This window comes from Streptacidiphilus sp. MAP12-20, assembly GCF_041262525.1.
Taxonomy (GTDB): domain Bacteria; phylum Actinomycetota; class Actinomycetes; order Streptomycetales; family Streptomycetaceae; genus Streptacidiphilus.
Genome location: NZ_JBGCCK010000021.1, coordinates 42555 through 60979, shown reverse-complemented (window position 1 = coordinate 60979; position 18425 = coordinate 42555). Strand labels below are relative to the sequence as shown.

Below are 18425 nucleotides of genomic sequence, written 5' to 3'. Positions count from 1 at the left end.
ACTTCATGCTGTCCAACGGCACTGGTCGCCACCGCGCGCCCAAAATCGCCCGCCGCACCTCGAAGCGCCTGCTCGCCACCGTCGGTCTGACCGGCGCCGGCATGGCCCTCCCGCTGGTCACCGCGACCGGCGCACACGCCGCCACCGTCTCCACCTGGGACGCCGTCGCCCAGTGCGAGAGCACCGGCAACTGGTCGATCAACACCGGCAACGGCTACTACGGCGGCCTCCAGTTCGACCAGTCCACCTGGGACGCCTACGGCGGCCAGCAGTACGCCTCCCGCGCCGACCTGGCCACCAAGGACCAGCAGATCGCCACCGCCGAGAAGGTCCTGGCCAGCCAGGGCCCGAGCGCCTGGCCCGTCTGCGGCCCGCAGGCCGGTCTGAGCCAGGGCGGCGGCTCGCCGCAGCTGAACACCTCCGGCTCGTCCAGCAGCTCTTCGAGCAGCGCGTCTTCCTCGAGCGCGTCTTCCTCGACGAGCGGCTCCTCCAGCAGCGACAGCGAGAGCTCGGACTCCGGCAGCTCCTCGGCCGCGAGCACCAGCACGCCGACCACCAGCACCCCGGCCGCCACCTCCGGCAGCTACACCGTGCAGGCCGGCGACTGGCTGTCCACCATCGCGCAGAAGGAGAAGGTCTCCGGTGGCTGGCAGCGTCTGTACCAGCTGAACAAGTCGACCCTGACCTCGGGTCCCGACTGGATCTACCCGGGCCAGCACCTGGTCCTCGGCGGCAGCGCCTCCTCGGCGTCCACCTCCTCCAGCTCCTCGGACACGGCGACCCAGTCCTCGTCGTCCGACAGCTCGGCGTCCAACGGCTCGTCGAGCACCGCCACCACGGCGACCAACGCCTCGTCGACGACGTCCAGCGCCAGCAGCTCCGGCATCGGCGCCGCGATCTCCTTCGCGGAGTCGCACGTCGGCGACTCCTACGTCTACGGCGGTACCGGCCCGAACACGTGGGACTGCTCCGGTCTGGTCCAGGCCGCCTACCAGCAGGCCGGCGTCTCGCTCCCGCGCACCAGCGAGGAGCAGGCCGCGGCCACCACCCGCGTCTCGCTCGACCAGCTGCAGCCGGGCGACCTGCTGTTCTGGTCCAACGACGGCACCGCCGCCGGCACTTACCACGTCGCGATCTACGTCGGCGCGGGCAAGTTCGTCGAGGCCGCCAACCCGAGCTCCGGCGTCAAGTGGGAGACCATCAGCAACTACACCCCGGACTTCGCGGGTCGCGTCGCCTGATGATCACCCCGGTCGACCGCTGATCGGCCGCTGATCGACCGCTTTACGAACGGGTTCTCTCCCCCTCACACACCCGGGGTACCGGACAACTTGTCCTGGTACTCCGGGTGTCGTGTCAGCCAGGCCTTGATGAACGGGCAGGTCGCCTTGACCTTGATGCCCCGGCCGATCCCGTCCTCGATCGCGGCGCGCGCCAGCAGCCCGCCGATGCCCAGACCCTCATAGGCGGGGCCGACGACGGTGTGCTGGTAGATGACGCGCTCGTCGTCGCGTACGTAGGAGGCGAAGCCGACGAGATCGCCCTCGATGCGCGCCTCGAAACGCTGCGCCTCGGGCACGTCGGCGACTGTGACCTCGGCCTCGGTCTCGCTCGTGCTCATCCTCGCCGCCTCCTCGCATGGCGTCCGCAGGCTCGTGCTTCGCCCACGCCTGTCTGACGAGTGTCCGTCACCCTGTCGGTTTTCGTGCGAACGGACACGCGTCCGCGCCGGACTCACTCCCGCCACCCGATGCGCTCGTGCGAGCCGTCGCAGAACGGCTTGTTCCCACTGGCCCCGCAACGGCACAGCGCCGCCCGCACCTCTCGCGCAGTGCCCCACGGCCCGTCGACCCGCAGGTCCCCACGGACCAGCAGCGGCCCGTCGGTGCTGGGGGTGATCACGGTCGGCCGCTCGGGCTGCTCGGCCGGACCGTCGGTCAGCACGTAGTGCAGCGCGCCGGTCGGGCAGCGGCGTACGACCTCGGCGATGTGCTCGGGGTCGGCGTTCGCCAGCTGGATCCACGGACGGGCCGCCGGATCGAACACCTCCGGAGCGCCGCGCACGCAGGCCTCGGTGTGCCGGCAGCGGCGGGCGTCGAAGCTCACCTCCACTCCGGGAGCGCGGTAGATCTTCACCCGGTCGCCGGGTGGCCATTCGTCGAACTCGCTCATGCCTCCATGGTGCGTCCGCGGCTCTGATCACGCGGCCTCACCACAGGTCGCCGTCGCGCCAGTCGCAGGTGAGCTCACCGGTCCGCTCCAGGGCGGCGGCGCTGCCCGGCAGGACGAACAGGCAGTCGTCGGCGTCCTCGGTCCTGACGATCCCGGCGGGTGTCAGCGCTGAGGTGGGGCCCTGCCAGCGCTGCCAGCCGCGTGAGGCATAGAACGCCATCGCCTCGTCGGTCGAGGCGAGCGCCCCGAAGTCGTAGGCACGCGCGATCACCCGCTCCAGTGGGGCCATCGCCGCTGCTCCGTACCCACGCCCGCGCAGCCGCGCCTCGACGCCGACGCCCTCCACGTACCCGACCCGCCAGGCCCGGCCGCCGTGCAGCAGCCGCCGCTGCACCACTGACGCGTGCGCGACGACGAGCCCGTCCTCGCGGACCAGCGCGTGCACGCCGCCGAGGGAGTGCTCCCAGTCGTCCTCGGCCATGTCGTCGAAGACCCGGTAGAGCAGTGCCCGTGCGTCCGCGAGGTCGGCGGCGTCCAGCTCGGCGGTGTGCGCGACGCGTACGTCGATGCGATCGGCCATGGAGTCAGCCTGCCACCTCGGGCGCGGCCCCGACCGGAAACCTGATCACTGCCCTGCCGCCCAGCCGCTACACTGGCGACGGTGCCGGACCCTGTCGGGCACCCATGCCTCATTAGCTCAGGGGATAGAGCACGGCTCTCCTAAAGCCGGTGTCGCAGGTTCGAATCCTGCATGGGGCACAGCAAAACGGACAAGGTGGGCACGGAATGTGCCCACCTTTCTTCATGCCTCGAAGGCATAAGCACAGGTCACGTTTGGCTGTGCTCAGGTCGGGAAGCCTGGGGGACCGGGGCCGGACCTGCACGTGATGTAGCGTCCGAACGTGATCGAAATGGACGCTCGTTTTCTTGGTATCGCAGATCTGGTCGAAGCCCCGTCCGTGGCGGTCGTGGTCGACGTCATGCGTGCCTTCACCGTGGCTGCCTGGGCCTTTGCCCAGGGGGCCGAAAAGATCGTTCTCGCTGAGTCGTTGGACGACGCTCTGGCGCTCAAGGCTCGTCACCCGGCGTGGGTGGCGCTCAAGGACGGGCCGCCCGCGCCCGGGTTCGACATGGTCAACTCGCCGGGCCTGCTGCGGTCTGTTGACCTTGGCGGACGGACCGTTGTGCAGAAGACCACGGCGGGGACGGTCGGCGCCCTTGCGGTCAAGGAGGCGTCGCTGGTGCTGTGCGCCGGCTTCGTAGTGGCGGAGGCAACGGCTCGGGTCTTGCGGACGCGCAGGAGTGACAGTGTCACGTTCGTGGTCACTGGCGAGGACGGGCAGGCCGATGAAGATCTGGCGTGCGCTCAGTACATCGCTCGGAGAGCCACCGAGGCTGCTGGGACGGATGCTGCCGTGTTCCTTCGCCGCGCTGCCGAGTCGCGCGCCGCGGCCGAGTTGGCGGAGGGGGTGCGTCAAGGAGTCCATCCTGATGACGTCGCGCTCTGTCTTGAGCTCGACAGGTTTCCCTTTGCCATGGTGGCGACCTTGGAAGACGCGCTCATGGTCCTGCGTCCGTGTGCCGTGCCTTCACCGGCCGAGGCCGACGAAGCCTCGACGCCGGCCCCTACACCTTCGACTGGCAGGTCCTGCGGACCCTCGACGACAGCCAGTTGCTCATGGTGATGACCGCACCCCGGGCAGCCCCAGCCTGCGCAACCTCGGTGTCGAACCCAGTCGCAGTTGACGTGGCCCGATCGCGGCTCAGCCGACCTCGTGGTCGCGGGCGGTGGCGAGTTCGCGGACCGCGTCGGCGACCGAGTGGAAGTCCTTGCTGAGGATGTGCGAGTGGTTGCTGGCGACCTTCTTGCTGATCTGGATCGTCGGGTTGCCGTCGAGCATCCGGCCCAGCTCGGTCCGCATGTCCTCCATCTCCTTCTCGGTCGCGCCCAGGTTGCCGCCGGTGCCGATGATGTACCGGGTCGGCGCGGTCACATCGGCGAAGACCGGGGCGAGGGCGCGGGCCGAGCAGAGGTCGATGAGTTCGAGGTTGATCTCGGCGTGCTGCGCGGTACTCATCCGGGCGGCGAGGCCGAGCGGGCGCAGCAGCGGGAACAGCGGGCTCAGCTTGCGGAACAGGTTCCGGACCTGCTCGCGGGTGGCGTCGTCGATCTCTACCGTCGGCATCGCGCCGTCGACGGACACCACCGCCGCGACGCGGTCGGGGTAACGGGCGGCCCAGTGCATCGCGATCAGGCCGCCGTAGGACCAGCCGACCAGGATCGGCCGCTCCACGCCCCGCGCCTTGAGGACGGCATCGAGGTCGCGGACGCACGCCTCGAAGGAGTAGTCGGAGGCGCGCTGCGACTTGCCGCGGGCGCGCTCGTCGTAGGTGATGTGGCGGTAGTCGCCGCCGAGGTCGGCGATGAGGCGCCGCCAGGGCTTCTGGTCGGCGTAGGAGCCGTTGAGGTAGACCACGGGAGTGCCGGTCCCGCCGGTGTCGGTCACGGCCAGGGCGGTGTCGTCGACGGTCACCATTCCGCTCCACGCGGACTGCTGCTTGCTGGTCAAGGCTTGCCTCTTCGGGTTGAAAGCGGATCAGGAGCGGTGCGGTGGAAGGTTACTGGAGATGCGGTGGTTCAGAGGGAGCGGGCGGTGATGTCGCCGTAGGAGGTGGTGGCGCGGATGTCGAGTTCGGCGGTGCCGTCGTTCTTGAGGGCGTTGCTGATGCGGCCGTGGCCCGTGCCGGCGTCCAGGGCGGCGGAGACGCCGGGGGCGGCGCCGACCGTGATGTCGCCCATCTGGGTGTGGAGATCGACCGTGCCGCGGACGGCCTCGGTGAGCGTGATGTCGCCGCGTGCGGTGCTGATCTGCGCGGGGCCGGTGAGGCGGCGGACCTCGACGTCGCCGTCGACCGCGGTGAGGCGGACACTGGAGGCCTCGTCGATCTTGATCTGGCGGTAGGCGCCGTCGAAGGTGACGTCGCCGAGGCGGCCGACGCCGCGGAGTTCGCAGCCGGCGGTCTTGGCCTCGAGGCGGGAGCCGGCGGGCAGTTGGACGGTGATCTCCAGGGAACCTGTGGGGCCGAAGTACTGGTTCTTGGGCTCAGGCGTGTGGATCTGCAGGACGCCGTCGGCGTAGGCGACCTGGATCTGCTCGGCGGCCTTCACGTCGCGGCTCTTGGCCGGGTTGGAGGGCCGCACCTCGACGGTGGTGTCGGCGCGGTCGGCGGCGATGAGCTGGATGCGTCCGGCGGGGATGCCCAGGATGGCGGTGATCGTGGCGGGGGTGTCGAACCTCAGCATGATGTGTGCTCCTCGTTCAGCTCTTCGTTTCTGATAGGCGAAAAGCTACGTTGCGTTCGAGGATTACGCAACATGCTCGTTGCATCTAATCGGCATTAGTACAGGTGAAAGCCGTAATTTCGTTGCAATGGGAGCGAATCTAACGCAATGACTGGCGCTCTGGTCGTTGCATCGGATTGAGAGTGAACGCGACGCAGGCGACACCCTTGGGAGCACGAGACTCCCAAGGGTGTCGCCGATGCACCGGCTGCCATCGGAGGCGCTAGGAGGGGCTGGAGAGCGCCTTCAGGTCGAGGATGGTGTTCCACATGCCGCAGTTGTGGCGGTCGTAGTACTGGCCGCTGGGAAGGGTGACGGCGGCCGGCGGTGTGAGGGACTGGGTGGGGGTGCTGGTTCCGGCCACGTAGCTGGGCCAGGCCGGCAGGCCCGCCGAGTTCGGGTCGCCGGTGCGGGCGAACGCGCCCCAGTACTGGCCGATCTGGACGGCCAGGGCCCTTTGGTCGGGGCTGAAGGCGGGGGTGGGGGGTTGGATGTCGGCGGGGTTGGACTGGAACAGGAACGGCAGATCCGCGTCGTGTGCGTCGGTGATGGCGCTGTATTGGCCGTGGACGTTGACTTCGAACGCGTGGGGGTCGGTGAACTCGTAGCTGTAGACGGGGGTGCCGCCCGTAGCGAGGGCGTCGCGGACGCGGCCCTGCCCGCAGGCGAACAGTGCGTCGGTCATGACCGCTGACATCGCGGCGGAGTTGCTGCCGTAGGTCAGCGGGTTGTACTTGGCGAGGACGACGGGGGTGGCAACGCCGAGGAACTTGGAACCGCGGTCGACGAGCTCGCTGAGGGTGAGGGCGTGGCCGTTGTTGTTCTCGTAGATCGCGGTGAACAACTGTCCTTCGTCGTGCGTGCTGCCGACGATGATCGGGACTTTGGTGTAGGCGCCGTTCTTGTACAGGGTGAGCCACTGGTCGGGCAGGGTCGGGACGCCGACGACGGGGGTCCAGTACAGCCCGAGGTCCTTGATCAGGTTCCAGCTCTCGTGGCCGGCGGCTAGTGCCTGGGCGGCAGGGACCGCCCGCAGGCAGGCGACCTGGGTGGCGGCGTCGGTGCAGCCGAGCTCGGTGGCGTAGGCGCTGTTGTTGCGTTGGGAGGCAGCAGCTGCGGTGGGCAGGTTGACCGCAGTGGGTGCGGACATGGAGATGGCCTTCTGGAACAGCCCAGCCGATCCGGGAGAGACGAGCTGGGCGAAGACGCTCTCCGCGCCGGCGGACTGGCCGGCGATGGTGACGTTGCCGCCGTCGCCACCGAACGCGGCGATGTTGTTCTTGACCCAGGCGAAGGCGGCCGCTTGGTCCATCAGTCCGTAGTTGCCCGATGCGCCGTTCTGCTCGGCTGACAGGGAGTCCAGGGCGAGCCAGCCGAACGGGCCGAGCCGGTAGTTGATGGTGACGACGATCGCGTTCGCGGTCTGGGCGAGGCTCGTGCCGTCCCAGTCGCCGCCGCTGCCGTTGACGAACCCGCCGCCGTGCATCCACACGATGACCGGGAGCCTGCTGTCGGTGGCCGTGCCGGGCGGGGCGTAGACGTTGAGGTACAGGCAGTCCTCGGAGCCACGGCCCTTGGCGTAGTCGGTGGTGTCCTGCAGACAGGCCGGTGCGGGGCTGGTGGCCGGGCGGACTCCGGACCAAGACGCGGCCGCCGCAGGCGGCTTCCAGCGGCGGCTGCCGGTGGGCGGTGCCGCGTAGGGGAGGCCGAGCCAGTGGGACCCGGCGGCGGTGACGACGCCCTGAACGGCTCCCTGGGCGGTGGCGACCGTCGCCGGAACCACGGCAGAGGCGCCGGCGGAGCTCATGGGCAGAAGCAGCAGCGACAGGGCTGTGGCTGCGCTCGCCAGCGCCCATCGGGCCGGACGGCGGGTCGGCCGCCACGGAGATCGGATGGCGGCGGAGCGGAGTGGTCTGCTCATCGGGGGTTCTCCTCGAGACCTTGAACCGGGTGGGATGGCCCACCCAGTGTCCGGAGCGTCACCGAGGCCCCGTTCAGATGACGGAAACTCACATCTCCCGTCCGGGATTTGGAGGAAGCGGGCGAGAACGGATGCGGCGGAGGCGGCCCGTCACGGCGCGGAGGCCGGTGGCGCCCACGGATTCACCGGGACGACGCCGACGGCGTAGCCGTCGGCGTCCAGGACCCTGCCCCAGGATTTGGTCGACCGAAGCACGACCCGCCGGTCGCTGACATGGACGGCGGGCCACGCCCCCCGGACGCGGCACAGGACTCCGGAGAGTTCGTGGAGGCTGTGCAACTGGAGGGTGGTGAACAGGTTCGCCCGGCCGACCAGCGCCGCGCACACCCGGATCTGCGGCCAGCCGCTCAGCTGCGTTCCGACCTCGTCTACCTGCTCGTCGGGGACGCGCAGCCACAGCGCGACCTGCGCGCGCCAACCTCCTTCGGGTCGGACGAAGTCGGTGCGGAAGTCCAGCTGTCCGCGCCGGACCAGCATGCCCAGGCGGCGTTTCACCGACTGCTCGGAGCGGCCGAGTGCGGCGGCCAGGTCGCGGTATCCGGCGCGGCCGTCGTCCTGCAGCGCCAGGAACAGCGCCTGTTCGAAGTCGTTGAGCCCCGGAGGGGGCGGAAGGGTGTCGGAGCGGGGGTCCTCGTCGCCGGACTGGATCTCGCTGGCCTGTTGGCGGCTGATGGCGCCCAGCCGCCAATGCGCGCCGGAGAACATCTGGGTGATGACGCTGCTCCGGACCCGCAACAGGCCAGGCACCTGGGGCAGGTCTTCCAGCAGCAGCCGTGCCAGGATCTGGGCGTCGGCGGCGACGACGAGCGCGTACAGGTCGTTCGTCCCGGTCGTCAGATGAACACTGAACACCTGCGGCAGAGCGGTGAGCGCGGCGGCTGTGGCCTGGACCTGCCCGGGAACGCACGTGGCCTCGAACAGTGCCCCGGACATGGGCAGTTGCGGGCCCGGCACCGAGGAGATCCAGGCCTGTCCCGCCTCGGCGAGCCGCCGCCATCGGCGGGCTGCGGTCACCGGCGACACTCCGAGCGCCGCGCCGAGCCTTTCGAAGCTCGCACGCGGGTTGACGTGCAGTGCGTCCAGCAGTGCGACATCGTCCTCGTCGACCCACCGTCGTGTGCGTTCGGTCATGCGGGTGAGTCTGTCGGACGGTGGCGCCGAAACCGCGGATCAAGCACGCCCGACATCGCACGGCCCTGTGTCATCACGTCATCCCGTCGCCGCGTCCGCGTCTGCGTCTGCGTCCGCGTCCGCGTCTGCGTCCGCGTCTGCGTCCGCGCTGAGCCAGCCGGGCCGGCTGGAGCCGCGCGGCACCAGAATCGGATCCCGCCAGCGTGGCGCGGTCTTGGAGAAGACGACCGGCGGGGCGAGCATGTGAACCTCGCCCAGCGGCGTGTCGGCATCGTAGGCGGCAGGCTCCCGCAACGAGCGTTCGGGACTTGTCGCCGCTCGGGCCGGGTCGACCAGGCCGAGGCTCTGGTACCACATGGCGGTGCGGGTCAGGCTGACGGTCACATGCCAGCTTCCGCCCTCCTTGGCCTGTCTCAGCAACGCTGCCGTGGCTCCGGCCGCCCCCAGGTAGCCGGTGATGAAGTCGTTGATCATTCCGGTGATCGGCAGCACGGGCTGCTGCTCGCTGCCCTCGATCACCATCAGGCCCGAGGCAGCCGACCCGTTCATGTCGAAGCCACCCCGCGCCGCCCAGGGCCCGCTCGACCCGTAGCAGGTCACCGACACGCTGATCAGGCCCGGATGACGCTGCGCCAGCGAACGAGGATCCAGACCGAGATTCTCCAGCTTCCCGCCGCGGTGATTGTTGACCACCACATCGGCGTCGGCCAGGAGTTCCTCGGCCAGTGCCCGGCCTCGGTCGGTGGTCAGGTCGAGGTAGGTGCTGCGCGAGCCGACATTGGCCTCGGCGTAGATGAAGTCGTGTTCGTAGTCGTTCGGCCGGGTCGCGCACAACACGTCCGCGCCCTGCTCGGCCAGCGTCCGCCCCACCGTCGGCCCCGCGATCGCGTGGGTGAACGACAGCACCCGCACCCCCTCCAGCGGACGGTCCGCGGGCTCGAACGCGCGCAGTGGAGCGTCCCCGACGCGTTCCAGCCCGATCACCGGCAGCTCGGCCAGCAGTGCTCCCTGCGGATGGGCCAGCCACTCCTGCGGGGTGCGGGCGATGGTGACGGGCAGCCCTTCCGCGTTCGCGGCCTCCTCCAGCGCTTCGGCGTCCCATCGCGCGAGGGCCTCGGCGATCCGTTCCCGGTCCGGCGGGACCCCAGGAACCGCTCCCACTTGGCGGCCAGGTGCGGGTACACCCCCGAGGGCATCACCGTTCGGCCATCACGCGTCCGGTAGGGAGTGAGCAGAAAGTGGTTGTCGGCCACCAGCGGGTGCGGTGGCAGCTCACCCGCGAGCTTCGGACTCCAGAACGCGTGCGGCGTGATCCCGTGCACGGCCTGGCGCAGATCCAGATGCAGATCCTGCGTTGTCCCCGTCCGGTATCGGTGCAACGCGGCCGCTCCGACCGCACACGCCATGATCGGGACGCCGATCGCCGCGCCCAGTCGATGCCGCGCCGCCACGATCGGATCCTCCCCGGCGAAACTCACTCTCCCCCCGACATCCGCGGTCGACAGCCCGACCTCACCCAGCAGCTCCTCCAGCGCCTTCCCGGCATCACCACTCATGATCAATCCTCCGCTCGGTACCGCACCTCACCGCCGAGCATGAACACCGACGCCTAGCGGAACCCGATCGTGAAGGAAACCGCCATTCATCAGCGAGCTGCGATGGAAATCGCCGCGCCGTCCACGCACTGACTGCTCACACGAGACTCAGGGGCGCCTCATGGATTCGGGCGGCACCGTCGACCGCAACGGAACAGCGAGGAGTGCTCAGATGAATGTCCATGAGTCGGCGAACTCCCCGGAGGCCAGCACGGAACCGACGTCGGGTGGTGTCGGCCGAGGCAAGGCCGGGCGGCTGTTGGTCGGTGCGGCGGCGGTGGTGTGCGTGACCGCGGCCGTGGCCGGCTGCAGTGCCACGAACGGCACGTCGAGCACCGCGTCCAGCAGTGCAACGGCTTCGGCCACGGCGGGGCAGAGCGCGCCGCCGTTCGGCGGCCCCCGGCAGGGTGGTGGAGGAGCGAACGCACGGTCCGGTCCTGCCGCAGGAGGCTCCAGCGGCACGGTGGCGAGTGTGTCCGGCAACGGCTTCACTCTCACCACTACGGCGGGTCAGAAGGTGACGGTGACCGAGACCGCCGGCACGGTCTACCAGGTGGGGACGGCTGCGGCGTCGGCGAGCGCGGTGGCGGTGGGCAAGCCGGTACTTGTGCTGGGCACCACCAACAGCACGAACATCACGGCCACCCAGGTCACCGTGGAGCCGGCGGGCAGTGCCTACACGACGCCCTCTTCGCAGGTCCTTCCGTTCCAGCGGGGGACGAAGAGCGCCTCGAAGCAGGTCGGTCAGATCCCGGCCGACTACAAGGAGGGATCGGGCACCATCCAGAGCGGGACGGTGGCCTATCGGGCATCGGAGGCGGCACTGGCCGCCTACCCCGGAGGGATCGCGGACCGCGTCGTGCTGCTGAGCAACGGTGAATACGAAGTTCACTACATCGGCGTGAACTGGCCGCACCATGTCTTCGTCAGCAGCAGCTTCCAGGTGCTCGGCGCGTACTGAGCATTTCGACGAGGTCTACGGGCGCACGGTGAGCACCAGCTTGCCCGTGACGCGCCCAGACTCGGCTTCCGCGTGGGCCTTCGCGGCTTCGGCGAGCGGGTAGGTACCGAAGACGTGTGCGCGCAGCTGTCCGGATTCGGCGAGCGCGGCGATGCCGACCATGCCCGCCTGGTCGTGTTCGACCACGAGCGTCGCGACCCGCACCCCCAACTCGGCGGCGCGCTGATTCGCCTCGTCCAAGGCGACGGGCAGGCTGGTGACCAGGACGCCGCCCGGCTTGAGCGTCTCCAGGGAGCGGAGCCGGTCGGTGCCGCCGACCAGGTCGAGGACCACGTCGATGTCGTGGGCCTGCTCCGCGACGTCCGCGGTGCGGTAGTCGATGACCTGGTCCAGGCCCGGCCCGCGCAGGAAGTCGCGCTTGTCGCCGGACGCAGTGCCGATGACGTACGCGCCGCGCGCCTTGGCGATCTGCACCGCGACGTGGCCCACGCCGCCGGCTGCCCCGAGGACCAGCACCCGCTGCCCCGGCTGCAGGCGGGCGGTGTCGACCAGCGCCTGCCAGCCGACCAGCGCCACCATCGGCAGCGCCCCGGCCTCGACGTGGCCCAGCGCGGACGGCTTGGGCACGAAGGCGCGGACGGGGCCGGTGACGTACTCGGCGTACGCACCGGCTCCGTGCGGGTACGGCAGCCTGCCGAAGACCTCGTCGCCGGGCTTGAACAGCGAGACGCCGAGACCGACCGCCTCGACGACGCCGGAGACGTCCCAGCCGAGCGTGAACGGCGGCTCGCCGAGGGGCGTAGGGGAGCTCGGAAGATCGAATGGGAGAATTCCGGGAGCCCACCCGCCCCGTCTCACCCGAACAGCCTTGGAGTGCACCCCGCATGGACGACGTCACTGACACGGAGCCGCGAACCGCGGCCGCCGAGTCGCCGGCAGTCCCGCCACCGACCTGGGCGCGCGTCGTCACGCGGGGGCTGGACCCGCAGAACATCATCGTCGGCGTCCTGGTCCTCATCGGCGTCGTGCGCCATGGGTGGGCCGGGGTCGGGTGGGCGGTGTTCGCGGCGCTGTTCGCGGGTGTCATCCCGCAGGGGATCATCAAGTTCGGCATGCGGCGCGGCACGCTGGGGGACCGTTACGTCGGTGACCGGGCGAAGCGGGCGAAGGTGCTGCCGGTGCTGGCGCTGTCGGTGCTGGTCGGCCTGCTCCTCATGTGGCTGGCGGGCGCGCCGCAGGAGATCGTCGCGATGATCGTGGCGATGCTCGCCACGCTGGTGCCGATCCTGGTGATCACCGCCGGGTTCAAGTGGAAGGTGTCGATCCACACGGCCGTCTCCGGCGGTGCCGTGGCGATGCTGTCCGTCGCGCTCGGCGCCTGGTGGCTGCTCGGGTACCTCGGGGTCGGCCTGATCGCGTGGTCGCGGGTCGTCCTGCGGGACCACACCGTGGCTCAGACCGTGGTCGGGGCCGTGGTGGGCGCTGTCACGGCCGGGCTGGTGTTCCGGGCCTGTCGCTGCGGGTCGCTGACGGCGAAACCTCAGGAGCCTCAGGAAACCTCTCTGCGGGCGAGCAGCTGGACCTCCCGGAACTGGCGACGGTCGGTGGGGCCAGGCTCGCAGATCAGGCGCGCGACCTCCGCGAGGCCGGCGGCGCGGAGGAGCGCGGAGAGCTGGTCGGGGGACCAGCGGTAGGCGGTGGCCACTCTGTGGTCGTAGGACTGCGTCGGCAGGGACGGCTCGTCGGTGGCAGAGAAGCCGATCAGCAGGTGGCCGCCGGGCGCCAGGACGCGGTGGAACTCCGCGAGGACGGAGGGGACTTCCTCGGGCGGGGTGTGGATCACGGACCAGCGCGAGAGCACCCCGGCCAGGCCGGCGTCAGGGAGATCGAGCGCGGACATCAGGCCCACCTCGAAGCGGAGGTCCGGGTTGGCCTCGCGGGCGAGCGCGATCATCACCGGGGAGGCGTCGACGCCGAAGGCCGACAGCCCGAGATCGCGCAGGTACGCCGTGATGTGGCCGGGGCCGCACCCCAGGTCCGCGACCGGGCCGCCGCCGCCCGCGCCGACGAGCTCGGCGAAGGCGCCCAACAACGCACGGTCCAACGGAAGTTCGCGGAGCGAGTCGCGGAACTGCTCGGCGTAGGCGGGAGCGACGGCGTCGTACGCCTCGCGCGTGACGTGGAGGGGAAGGGCCTCGGTCATGCCCGAGACCCTAGTCGGCCGGGGCGGCGTTCGGGCGCGCTTCCTTCACGGGCTTGTTCATCATGCTCACAACAGGTGAATTTCCGCGCAAGGCTTCCCGGCATCACTTGTCGCGTATGCGACATGCCGTCACCGTGGCTGGCGGCGGCCGGTTCCGGTCGCCTCGGAGCGATTCGGAAGCCTTCGGGAGACCACCGTGATCCGAAAGACCGTCACCACCCTCGCCGCCGCAGCCGCGGTGCTGGCCGGTTCGCTGGTCGGCCTCGGCGCGGCCGCGGTGACCGCCGCGCCCGCGGCCAGCGCCGCGACGACGGTGCCGCACTTCGACCACATCGTCGTGGTGATCGAGGAGAACCACTCCTACGGCGAGATCATCGGAAGCTCGTCCGCCCCGTACATCAACAACCTGGCCGGCCAGGGGGCGCTCTTCACGCAGTCGTTCGCCGTCAGCCACCCCAGCGAGCCCAACTACCTGGAGCTGTTCTCGGGTTCGACCCAGGGCATCAGCGACGACAGCTGCCCGCACACCTTCTCCGGGCCCGACCTGGGCGGTGAGGCGATCGCGGCGTCGGTCAGCTTCACGGGCTACTCGGAGTCGATGCCGTCGGACGGCTACACCGGCTGCACCAGCGGCACCTACGCGCGCAAGCACAATCCGTGGGTCAACTTCAGCGACGTCCCCGCTGCGAGCAACCGCACCTTCGCGGCCTACCCCACGGACTACACCACGTTGCCGAAGATCGGCTTCGTCGTGCCGAACCTGAACAACGACATGCACGACGGCACGATCCAGCAGGGCGACAGCTGGCTGCAGAGCAACATCGACGGCTACGCGCAGTGGGCCAAGACCCACAACAGCCTGCTCGTCGTCACCTGGGACGAGGACGACTCCAGCGCCAGCAACCAGATCCCGACGCTGATGGTGGGCGCGGGCGTCACGGCGGGGCAGTACTCGGAGCACATCACGCACGACAACGTGCTGCGCACCGTCGAGGACAGTTTCGGGCTCGCCGCCGCCAACAACAGCGCGAGCGCCACCCCGGTCACCGACATCTTCGGTAGCGGCGGCGTCAACACCGTCACGGTCACCAATCCCGGCAGCCAGACCGGCACCGTCGGCACCGCGGCCTCGCTCCAGATCAGCGCGAGCGACTCGGCCGCCGGGCAGACGCTGAGCTATGCCGCGACGGGCCTGCCCGCCGGGCTCTCGATCAACGCGACGACCGGTCTGATCTCGGGCACGCCGACCACCGCAGGCACCTCCGCGGTCACCGTCACCGCCACCGACGCCTCCGGCTCCAGCGGGAACGCGAGCTTCAACTGGACGGTCAACCCGCAGGCCACCGAGACGGTCAGCGTGAACAACCCCGGCAACCAGTCCACCACCGTGAACAGTTCGGTGTCCCTCCAGATCTCCGGCTCCGACTCGGCCGGCAAGTCGCTGACCTACAGCGCCACCGGACTCCCGGCCGGGCTCTCGATCAGCGCGACGACGGGTCTCATCTCCGGAACCCCGACCGCCGCCGGAACCTCCAGCGTCAAGGTCACCGCCTCCTCCGGCACCGCGTCCGGCTCGGCCTCCTTCAGCTGGACCGTCAACCCCAGCGGCGGCGGCTGCACCAGCCCCGGCCAGAAGCTCGGCAACCCCGGCTTCGAGACCGGCTCCGCCTCGCCGTGGACCATGACCGCGGGCGTGCTGAACAACGACACCGTCAGTGAACCCGCCCACTCCGGCAGCTGGGACGCCTGGCTCGACGGCTACGGCACCACCCACACCGACACCCTCGCCCAGTCCGTCGCCGTCCCGGCCGGCTGCACCGCCACCTTCTCCTTCTGGCTGCACGTCGACACCGCCGAGACGACCACCACCACGGCCTACGACACCCTCAAGGTCCAGGTCCTCAGCAGCTCCGGCACCGTGCTCGGCACCCTGGCCACCTACTCCAACCTGAACGCGGCCAACGGCTACACCCAGCACTCCTTCAACCTGTCCAGCTACGCCGGACAGACCGTCACCCTCAAGTTCACCGGCAGCGAGGACTCCAGCCTCCAGACCAGCTTCGTCATCGACGACACCGCCCTGAACGCCTCCTGACCGTTTCCTGACTGCCCTCTGGTCGTCTCAACTCCGCTGCCGCCCACGGGATGTCGTTCCGTGGGCGGCATCTTTCGGACATGTCGGGGGAGCGCTCTCCGACTCCTGCTGAACAAGGCGCAACCGGGGGACGAACAGCCGATCGAGCCATGACAGGAAACCCTCCTTCCACCCACACACTGGACCTGCGCCGACGCACGTGCACATCGGGTGGGGACACGAAGGACACAAGGGGGCGTCGCCGTGGGCGAGTCGCTGGTCGGCAAGGGGCGTTGCAGCGCCGGGCAGAGCGGGAACGGGTTGTACGGGTGGCGGCTGAAAGCCGTCAACGGAAGAGTCGTCGGCGTCTCGCCGCCGCAGTACCGCACCGAGGAGGCCGCGTTGACGGCGTGCCGCGGCCTGCTGCGGGAGGGGCTGGAGCGGCACGCGCGGATCGCGCACGTGCACGAGGGCGTCGGCTGGGTCTGGACGGTCAGCATCACCGAGGGGAAGACGCTCGCTCGGTCGCCGCGCGCCTACGAGCGCTACGCGACCTGCCGCAAGGCGCTGGGGACGTTCATGGCCCTGCTGGAGCGGTCGTGACGACGCCCGTGCGGGAGCAGGAGGCGCGGCTGCCGCGCCGGCCGCGGCTGGTCGCGGTCCGCGGCGCGGGCGCGCAGGTGTCCTGGACGCTGCTGGCCGCCAACGGTCGGCCGCTGGCCCGTTCGACGGGCCTCTTCGCCGGGGACGACGAGCTCGCCGCCGCGCTGCGCGAACTCCTCGCGGACCGGCGCGAGCTGCGCTTCGGCCTGACCCAGCCGGGCGGCAGCCGGGAGTGGGGCTGGACCGCGTATCTGCCGGCCCGCCGCAGCGGCAGCAGGGAACGGCAGCCGGTGGCCCGCAGCGCGCGCGGCTACCTGCGGATGGACCAGTGCCGACGCGGGGCCGCGGGCTTCACGGCGGCGCTGGACTTGGTGAACGAATCGTGGCCAACCGGCAGTTGAACCCCCACCGCGAGAAGCACGGCCGGTGTGCGGTCCGGACCTCGCAACCACGGTGAGCTGCGACCTTGCAGCGGGCGGCAGAGCTGCCGCCGCCGTGTCGTCCTTGTCGCGATCCGGGGCCGCAGCGAGGCTCGTCGTCGCCGGGGCCCGAACCGAGGCCGCGGAACGCCTGTACGACCCGCCCTCGTGGAGGACCGGAACATGCGCACCATGCCGCTGTCCAAGCCGCTCATCGCCGTCGCGATCGCCATCGGCGCGACCGCCCTCGCCGCCGGCCCCGCCCTGGCCGACCCGACGGTCACCCCCGCCGCGACCGACATCGTCGGTGTCGGCTCGGACACCACCCAGGCGCTGTTCAACCAGCTGTCGCACGACTACACCGGTACCCCCAAGCTCTACAGCTGGGACGCGACCGGTACCAGCCCGATCACCCCGAAGACGGGTGCGAAGTCCATCGCCCGCCCGAACGGCTCCAGCGCCGGCATCGCCGCCCTGGCCGCCAACACCAGCGCCACCATCGATTACTCCCGCTCCTCGCGCGCCCCGAAGACCGGTGACCCGACGGGCCTGTCCTTCATCGCCTACGCCAAGGACGCGGTCTCCTGGGCGGCCGACGCCAGTGGCGACGCCCCCGCGAACCTGACCACGGCGGACCTGAAGGGCATCTACACCTGCTCGATCACCAAGTGGAACCAGATCACGGACATCTCCGGCTACACCGGTTCCGCCAACACCATCCAGGCCTTCCTGCCGCAGGTCGGCTCCGGCACTCGTTCCTTCTTCGAGGGCGCCATCGGCGTCACCGACGCGACGGTCGGCGCCTGCGTCAACCAGACGGTCGAGGAGAACGAGGGCACCAACCCGCTGCTGCAGACCAAGGACGCCATGGTGCCCTACTCCGTGGGCCACTACATCGGCCAGGTCTACTTCGGCCACACCACCGCGACGGACGCCCCCGGCCCGCTGACGGTCCGCCAGACCAACGGCGTGACCCCGATCGACACCGTGAACCACGTCATCACCTCGGCGTACGCGCAGACCACCTACGCGCGCAACCTCTACACCGTGGTCCGCACCGCCGACTGGAACAAGGGCGACGCGCACGCCACCGCCCTGAAGACCCTGTTCGGTTCCACCGGCTGGGTCTGCAAGAACACCACCGCCCAGGCCGACCTGAAGAGCTACGGCTTCCTGTCGCTGGCGCTCTGCGGTGGCATCACCACCACCTGATCCGCCTGCTCCACCTCTTCCCCCGGTGACGGGTCGGCGCGTCTGCGCCGGCCCGTCACCGGCCGTCCGACGACCGTCCTTTCGCTCACGTATCAGGCGTCTCATTCCAGGAGTGACCATGCAGATCAAGCGAATCGCCCTGCTCCCCGTCGCCGGAGTGCTCGTGTTCGGCGCCGTCGCCGCGTCCGCGCCCTCAGCCGTCGCCACCACGCCCGCCTCCGGAAGCCTCGTGCTGACCGAGAGCAGCGCGTACATCAAGAGCGCTCTGATCGAGGGCATCGGCGTCGTGGTCGGTTCCCCGGCCACCGCGAGCTGGAGCTCCACGACGGGCCTCAGCGGCGCCTTCCCGGTCACCGGCGGCGACGCGGTGCTCAACCAGTACGTCGGCTCGGTCCAGTTCGGCGGCACCCTCGTGGTGATGGACGCCCGCACCCGCCGTTCGGTGACCTTCACGCAGCTGGCCTTCGACGACTTCAACGGCGTCTTCACCGGCATCCCGCAGGGCGGCACGACGCCGGTTCCGCTGCTGGACCCGAGCGGTGACCTCAGTGTTTCGGTCAACGCGGGCGTGCAGACCTTCACGGCCTCCGAGACCGACCTGGACCCGGCCGCGGCGACCTACCTCGACCACGCGCTCAACACCGCGTTCTTCAAGGCGGGCGCCGTCGTCGGCACCCTCGCCGTGAACTTCACGCCGGCCTCCTGACGCGAGCGCCTCGCACCGCCCTGCG

Annotated in this window: 18 protein-coding genes, 1 tRNA gene and 1 pseudogene; 9 read left to right on the top strand and 11 right to left on the bottom strand. The window is 70.2% G+C overall.

The annotated features are described in order from the left end of the window. Window positions 1-5 precede the first annotated feature (5 nt). Window positions 6-1241, top strand: a complete 1236-nt coding sequence (locus ABIA32_RS25675) for a transglycosylase family protein (RefSeq protein ID WP_370099994.1) — start codon at window positions 6-8, stop codon at window positions 1239-1241. A gap of 65 nt (window positions 1242-1306) precedes the next feature. Here the strand turns inward: ABIA32_RS25675 and ABIA32_RS25670 are convergent, their stop codons facing one another. The 3 genes from ABIA32_RS25670 to ABIA32_RS25660 form a co-directional block, all read right to left on the bottom strand. Then, the gene (locus ABIA32_RS25670; RefSeq protein WP_370099991.1) at window positions 1307-1621 is read right to left on the bottom strand and encodes a GNAT family N-acetyltransferase; all 315 of its coding nucleotides are present in this window, start codon (window positions 1619-1621) and stop codon (window positions 1307-1309) included. A 113-nt stretch (window positions 1622-1734) separates the two neighbouring features. Continuing rightward, a complete protein-coding gene (locus ABIA32_RS25665; protein WP_370099988.1) occupies window positions 1735-2172 on the bottom strand; it encodes a (4Fe-4S)-binding protein in 438 nt (145 codons plus the stop codon). Window positions 2173-2209: 37 nt separating this feature from the next. Further along, window positions 2210-2752, bottom strand: a complete 543-nt coding sequence (locus tag ABIA32_RS25660) for a GNAT family N-acetyltransferase (protein ID WP_370099986.1) — start codon at window positions 2750-2752, stop codon at window positions 2210-2212. 106 nt (window positions 2753-2858) lie between these two features. Here ABIA32_RS25660 and ABIA32_RS25655 point away from each other — a divergent pair. Then, window positions 2859-2931: transfer RNA gene (locus tag ABIA32_RS25655), tRNA-Arg, on the top strand. A 152-nt stretch (window positions 2932-3083) separates the two neighbouring features. Next, window positions 3084-3857, top strand: coding sequence for a 2-phosphosulfolactate phosphatase (locus ABIA32_RS25650; RefSeq protein ID WP_370100153.1), 774 nt, complete (start codon window positions 3084-3086; stop codon window positions 3855-3857). Window positions 3858-3935: 78 nt separating this feature from the next. Here the strand turns inward: ABIA32_RS25650 and ABIA32_RS25645 are convergent, their stop codons facing one another. From ABIA32_RS25645 to ABIA32_RS25620, 6 genes are all read right to left on the bottom strand, one after another. Then, the gene (locus tag ABIA32_RS25645; RefSeq protein ID WP_370099983.1) at window positions 3936-4742 is read right to left on the bottom strand and encodes an alpha/beta fold hydrolase; all 807 of its coding nucleotides are present in this window, start codon (window positions 4740-4742) and stop codon (window positions 3936-3938) included. Window positions 4743-4810: 68 nt separating this feature from the next. Further along, window positions 4811-5476 (bottom strand): DUF4097 family beta strand repeat-containing protein, encoded by a 666-nt coding sequence (locus ABIA32_RS25640; RefSeq protein WP_370099980.1) that lies wholly within the window; start codon window positions 5474-5476, stop codon window positions 4811-4813. 262 nt (window positions 5477-5738) lie between these two features. Further along, on the bottom strand, window positions 5739-7436 hold the full coding sequence (locus ABIA32_RS25635; protein ID WP_370099977.1) for a carboxylesterase/lipase family protein: 1698 nt from the start codon (window positions 7434-7436) through the stop codon (window positions 5739-5741). 150 nt (window positions 7437-7586) lie between these two features. Continuing rightward, window positions 7587-8627: an Lrp/AsnC family transcriptional regulator gene (locus ABIA32_RS25630; RefSeq protein WP_370099974.1), complete on the bottom strand. Its 1041-nt coding sequence runs from the start codon at window positions 8625-8627 to the stop codon at window positions 7587-7589. 78 nt (window positions 8628-8705) lie between these two features. After that, entirely contained in the window at window positions 8706-9788 is a 1083-nt protein-coding gene (locus tag ABIA32_RS25625) for a CoA transferase (RefSeq protein WP_370099971.1), read from the bottom strand. A 602-nt stretch (window positions 9789-10390) separates the two neighbouring features. Then, on the bottom strand, window positions 10391-10705 hold the full coding sequence (locus ABIA32_RS25620; RefSeq protein WP_370099969.1) for a hypothetical protein: 315 nt from the start codon (window positions 10703-10705) through the stop codon (window positions 10391-10393). A gap of 40 nt (window positions 10706-10745) precedes the next feature. On the opposite strand from ABIA32_RS25620, the gene ABIA32_RS25615 reads away from it, so the two are divergent. After that, the gene (locus tag ABIA32_RS25615; protein WP_370099966.1) at window positions 10746-11183 is read left to right on the top strand and encodes a hypothetical protein; all 438 of its coding nucleotides are present in this window, start codon (window positions 10746-10748) and stop codon (window positions 11181-11183) included. A gap of 15 nt (window positions 11184-11198) precedes the next feature. On the opposite strand, the pseudogene ABIA32_RS25610 reads toward ABIA32_RS25615, so the two are convergent. Together ABIA32_RS25610 and ABIA32_RS25605 are read right to left on the bottom strand one after the other, a co-directional pair. Further along, window positions 11199-12047 (bottom strand): annotated as a pseudogene (locus tag ABIA32_RS25610) (NADP-dependent oxidoreductase); the annotation flags it as partial. 685 nt (window positions 12048-12732) lie between these two features. Then, the gene (locus ABIA32_RS25605) at window positions 12733-13386 is read right to left on the bottom strand and encodes a class I SAM-dependent methyltransferase (protein ID WP_370099963.1); all 654 of its coding nucleotides are present in this window, start codon (window positions 13384-13386) and stop codon (window positions 12733-12735) included. Window positions 13387-13582: 196 nt separating this feature from the next. Here ABIA32_RS25605 and ABIA32_RS25600 point away from each other — a divergent pair, with 196 nt between their 5' ends. From ABIA32_RS25600 to ABIA32_RS25580, 5 genes are all read left to right on the top strand, one after another. After that, window positions 13583-15481 carry an alkaline phosphatase family protein gene (locus tag ABIA32_RS25600; RefSeq protein ID WP_370099961.1) on the top strand — a complete coding sequence of 633 codons (1899 nt, stop codon included), beginning with the start codon at window positions 13583-13585 and terminating at the stop codon, window positions 15479-15481. Between the two features lie 243 nt (window positions 15482-15724). Next, window positions 15725-16063, top strand: a complete 339-nt coding sequence (locus tag ABIA32_RS25595) for a YegP family protein (RefSeq protein ID WP_370099958.1) — start codon at window positions 15725-15727, stop codon at window positions 16061-16063. Continuing rightward, the gene (locus tag ABIA32_RS25590) at window positions 16060-16464 is read left to right on the top strand and encodes a hypothetical protein (protein ID WP_370099955.1); all 405 of its coding nucleotides are present in this window, start codon (window positions 16060-16062) and stop codon (window positions 16462-16464) included. Before ABIA32_RS25595 ends, ABIA32_RS25590 begins: the two co-directional genes overlap by 4 nt. 201 nt (window positions 16465-16665) lie before the next feature. Next, window positions 16666-17694: a PstS family phosphate ABC transporter substrate-binding protein gene (locus ABIA32_RS25585; RefSeq protein WP_370099953.1), complete on the top strand. Its 1029-nt coding sequence runs from the start codon at window positions 16666-16668 to the stop codon at window positions 17692-17694. Between the two features lie 118 nt (window positions 17695-17812). Continuing rightward, on the top strand, window positions 17813-18400 hold the full coding sequence (locus ABIA32_RS25580; protein ID WP_370099950.1) for a hypothetical protein: 588 nt from the start codon (window positions 17813-17815) through the stop codon (window positions 18398-18400). Window positions 18401-18425: the final 25 nt, after the last annotated feature.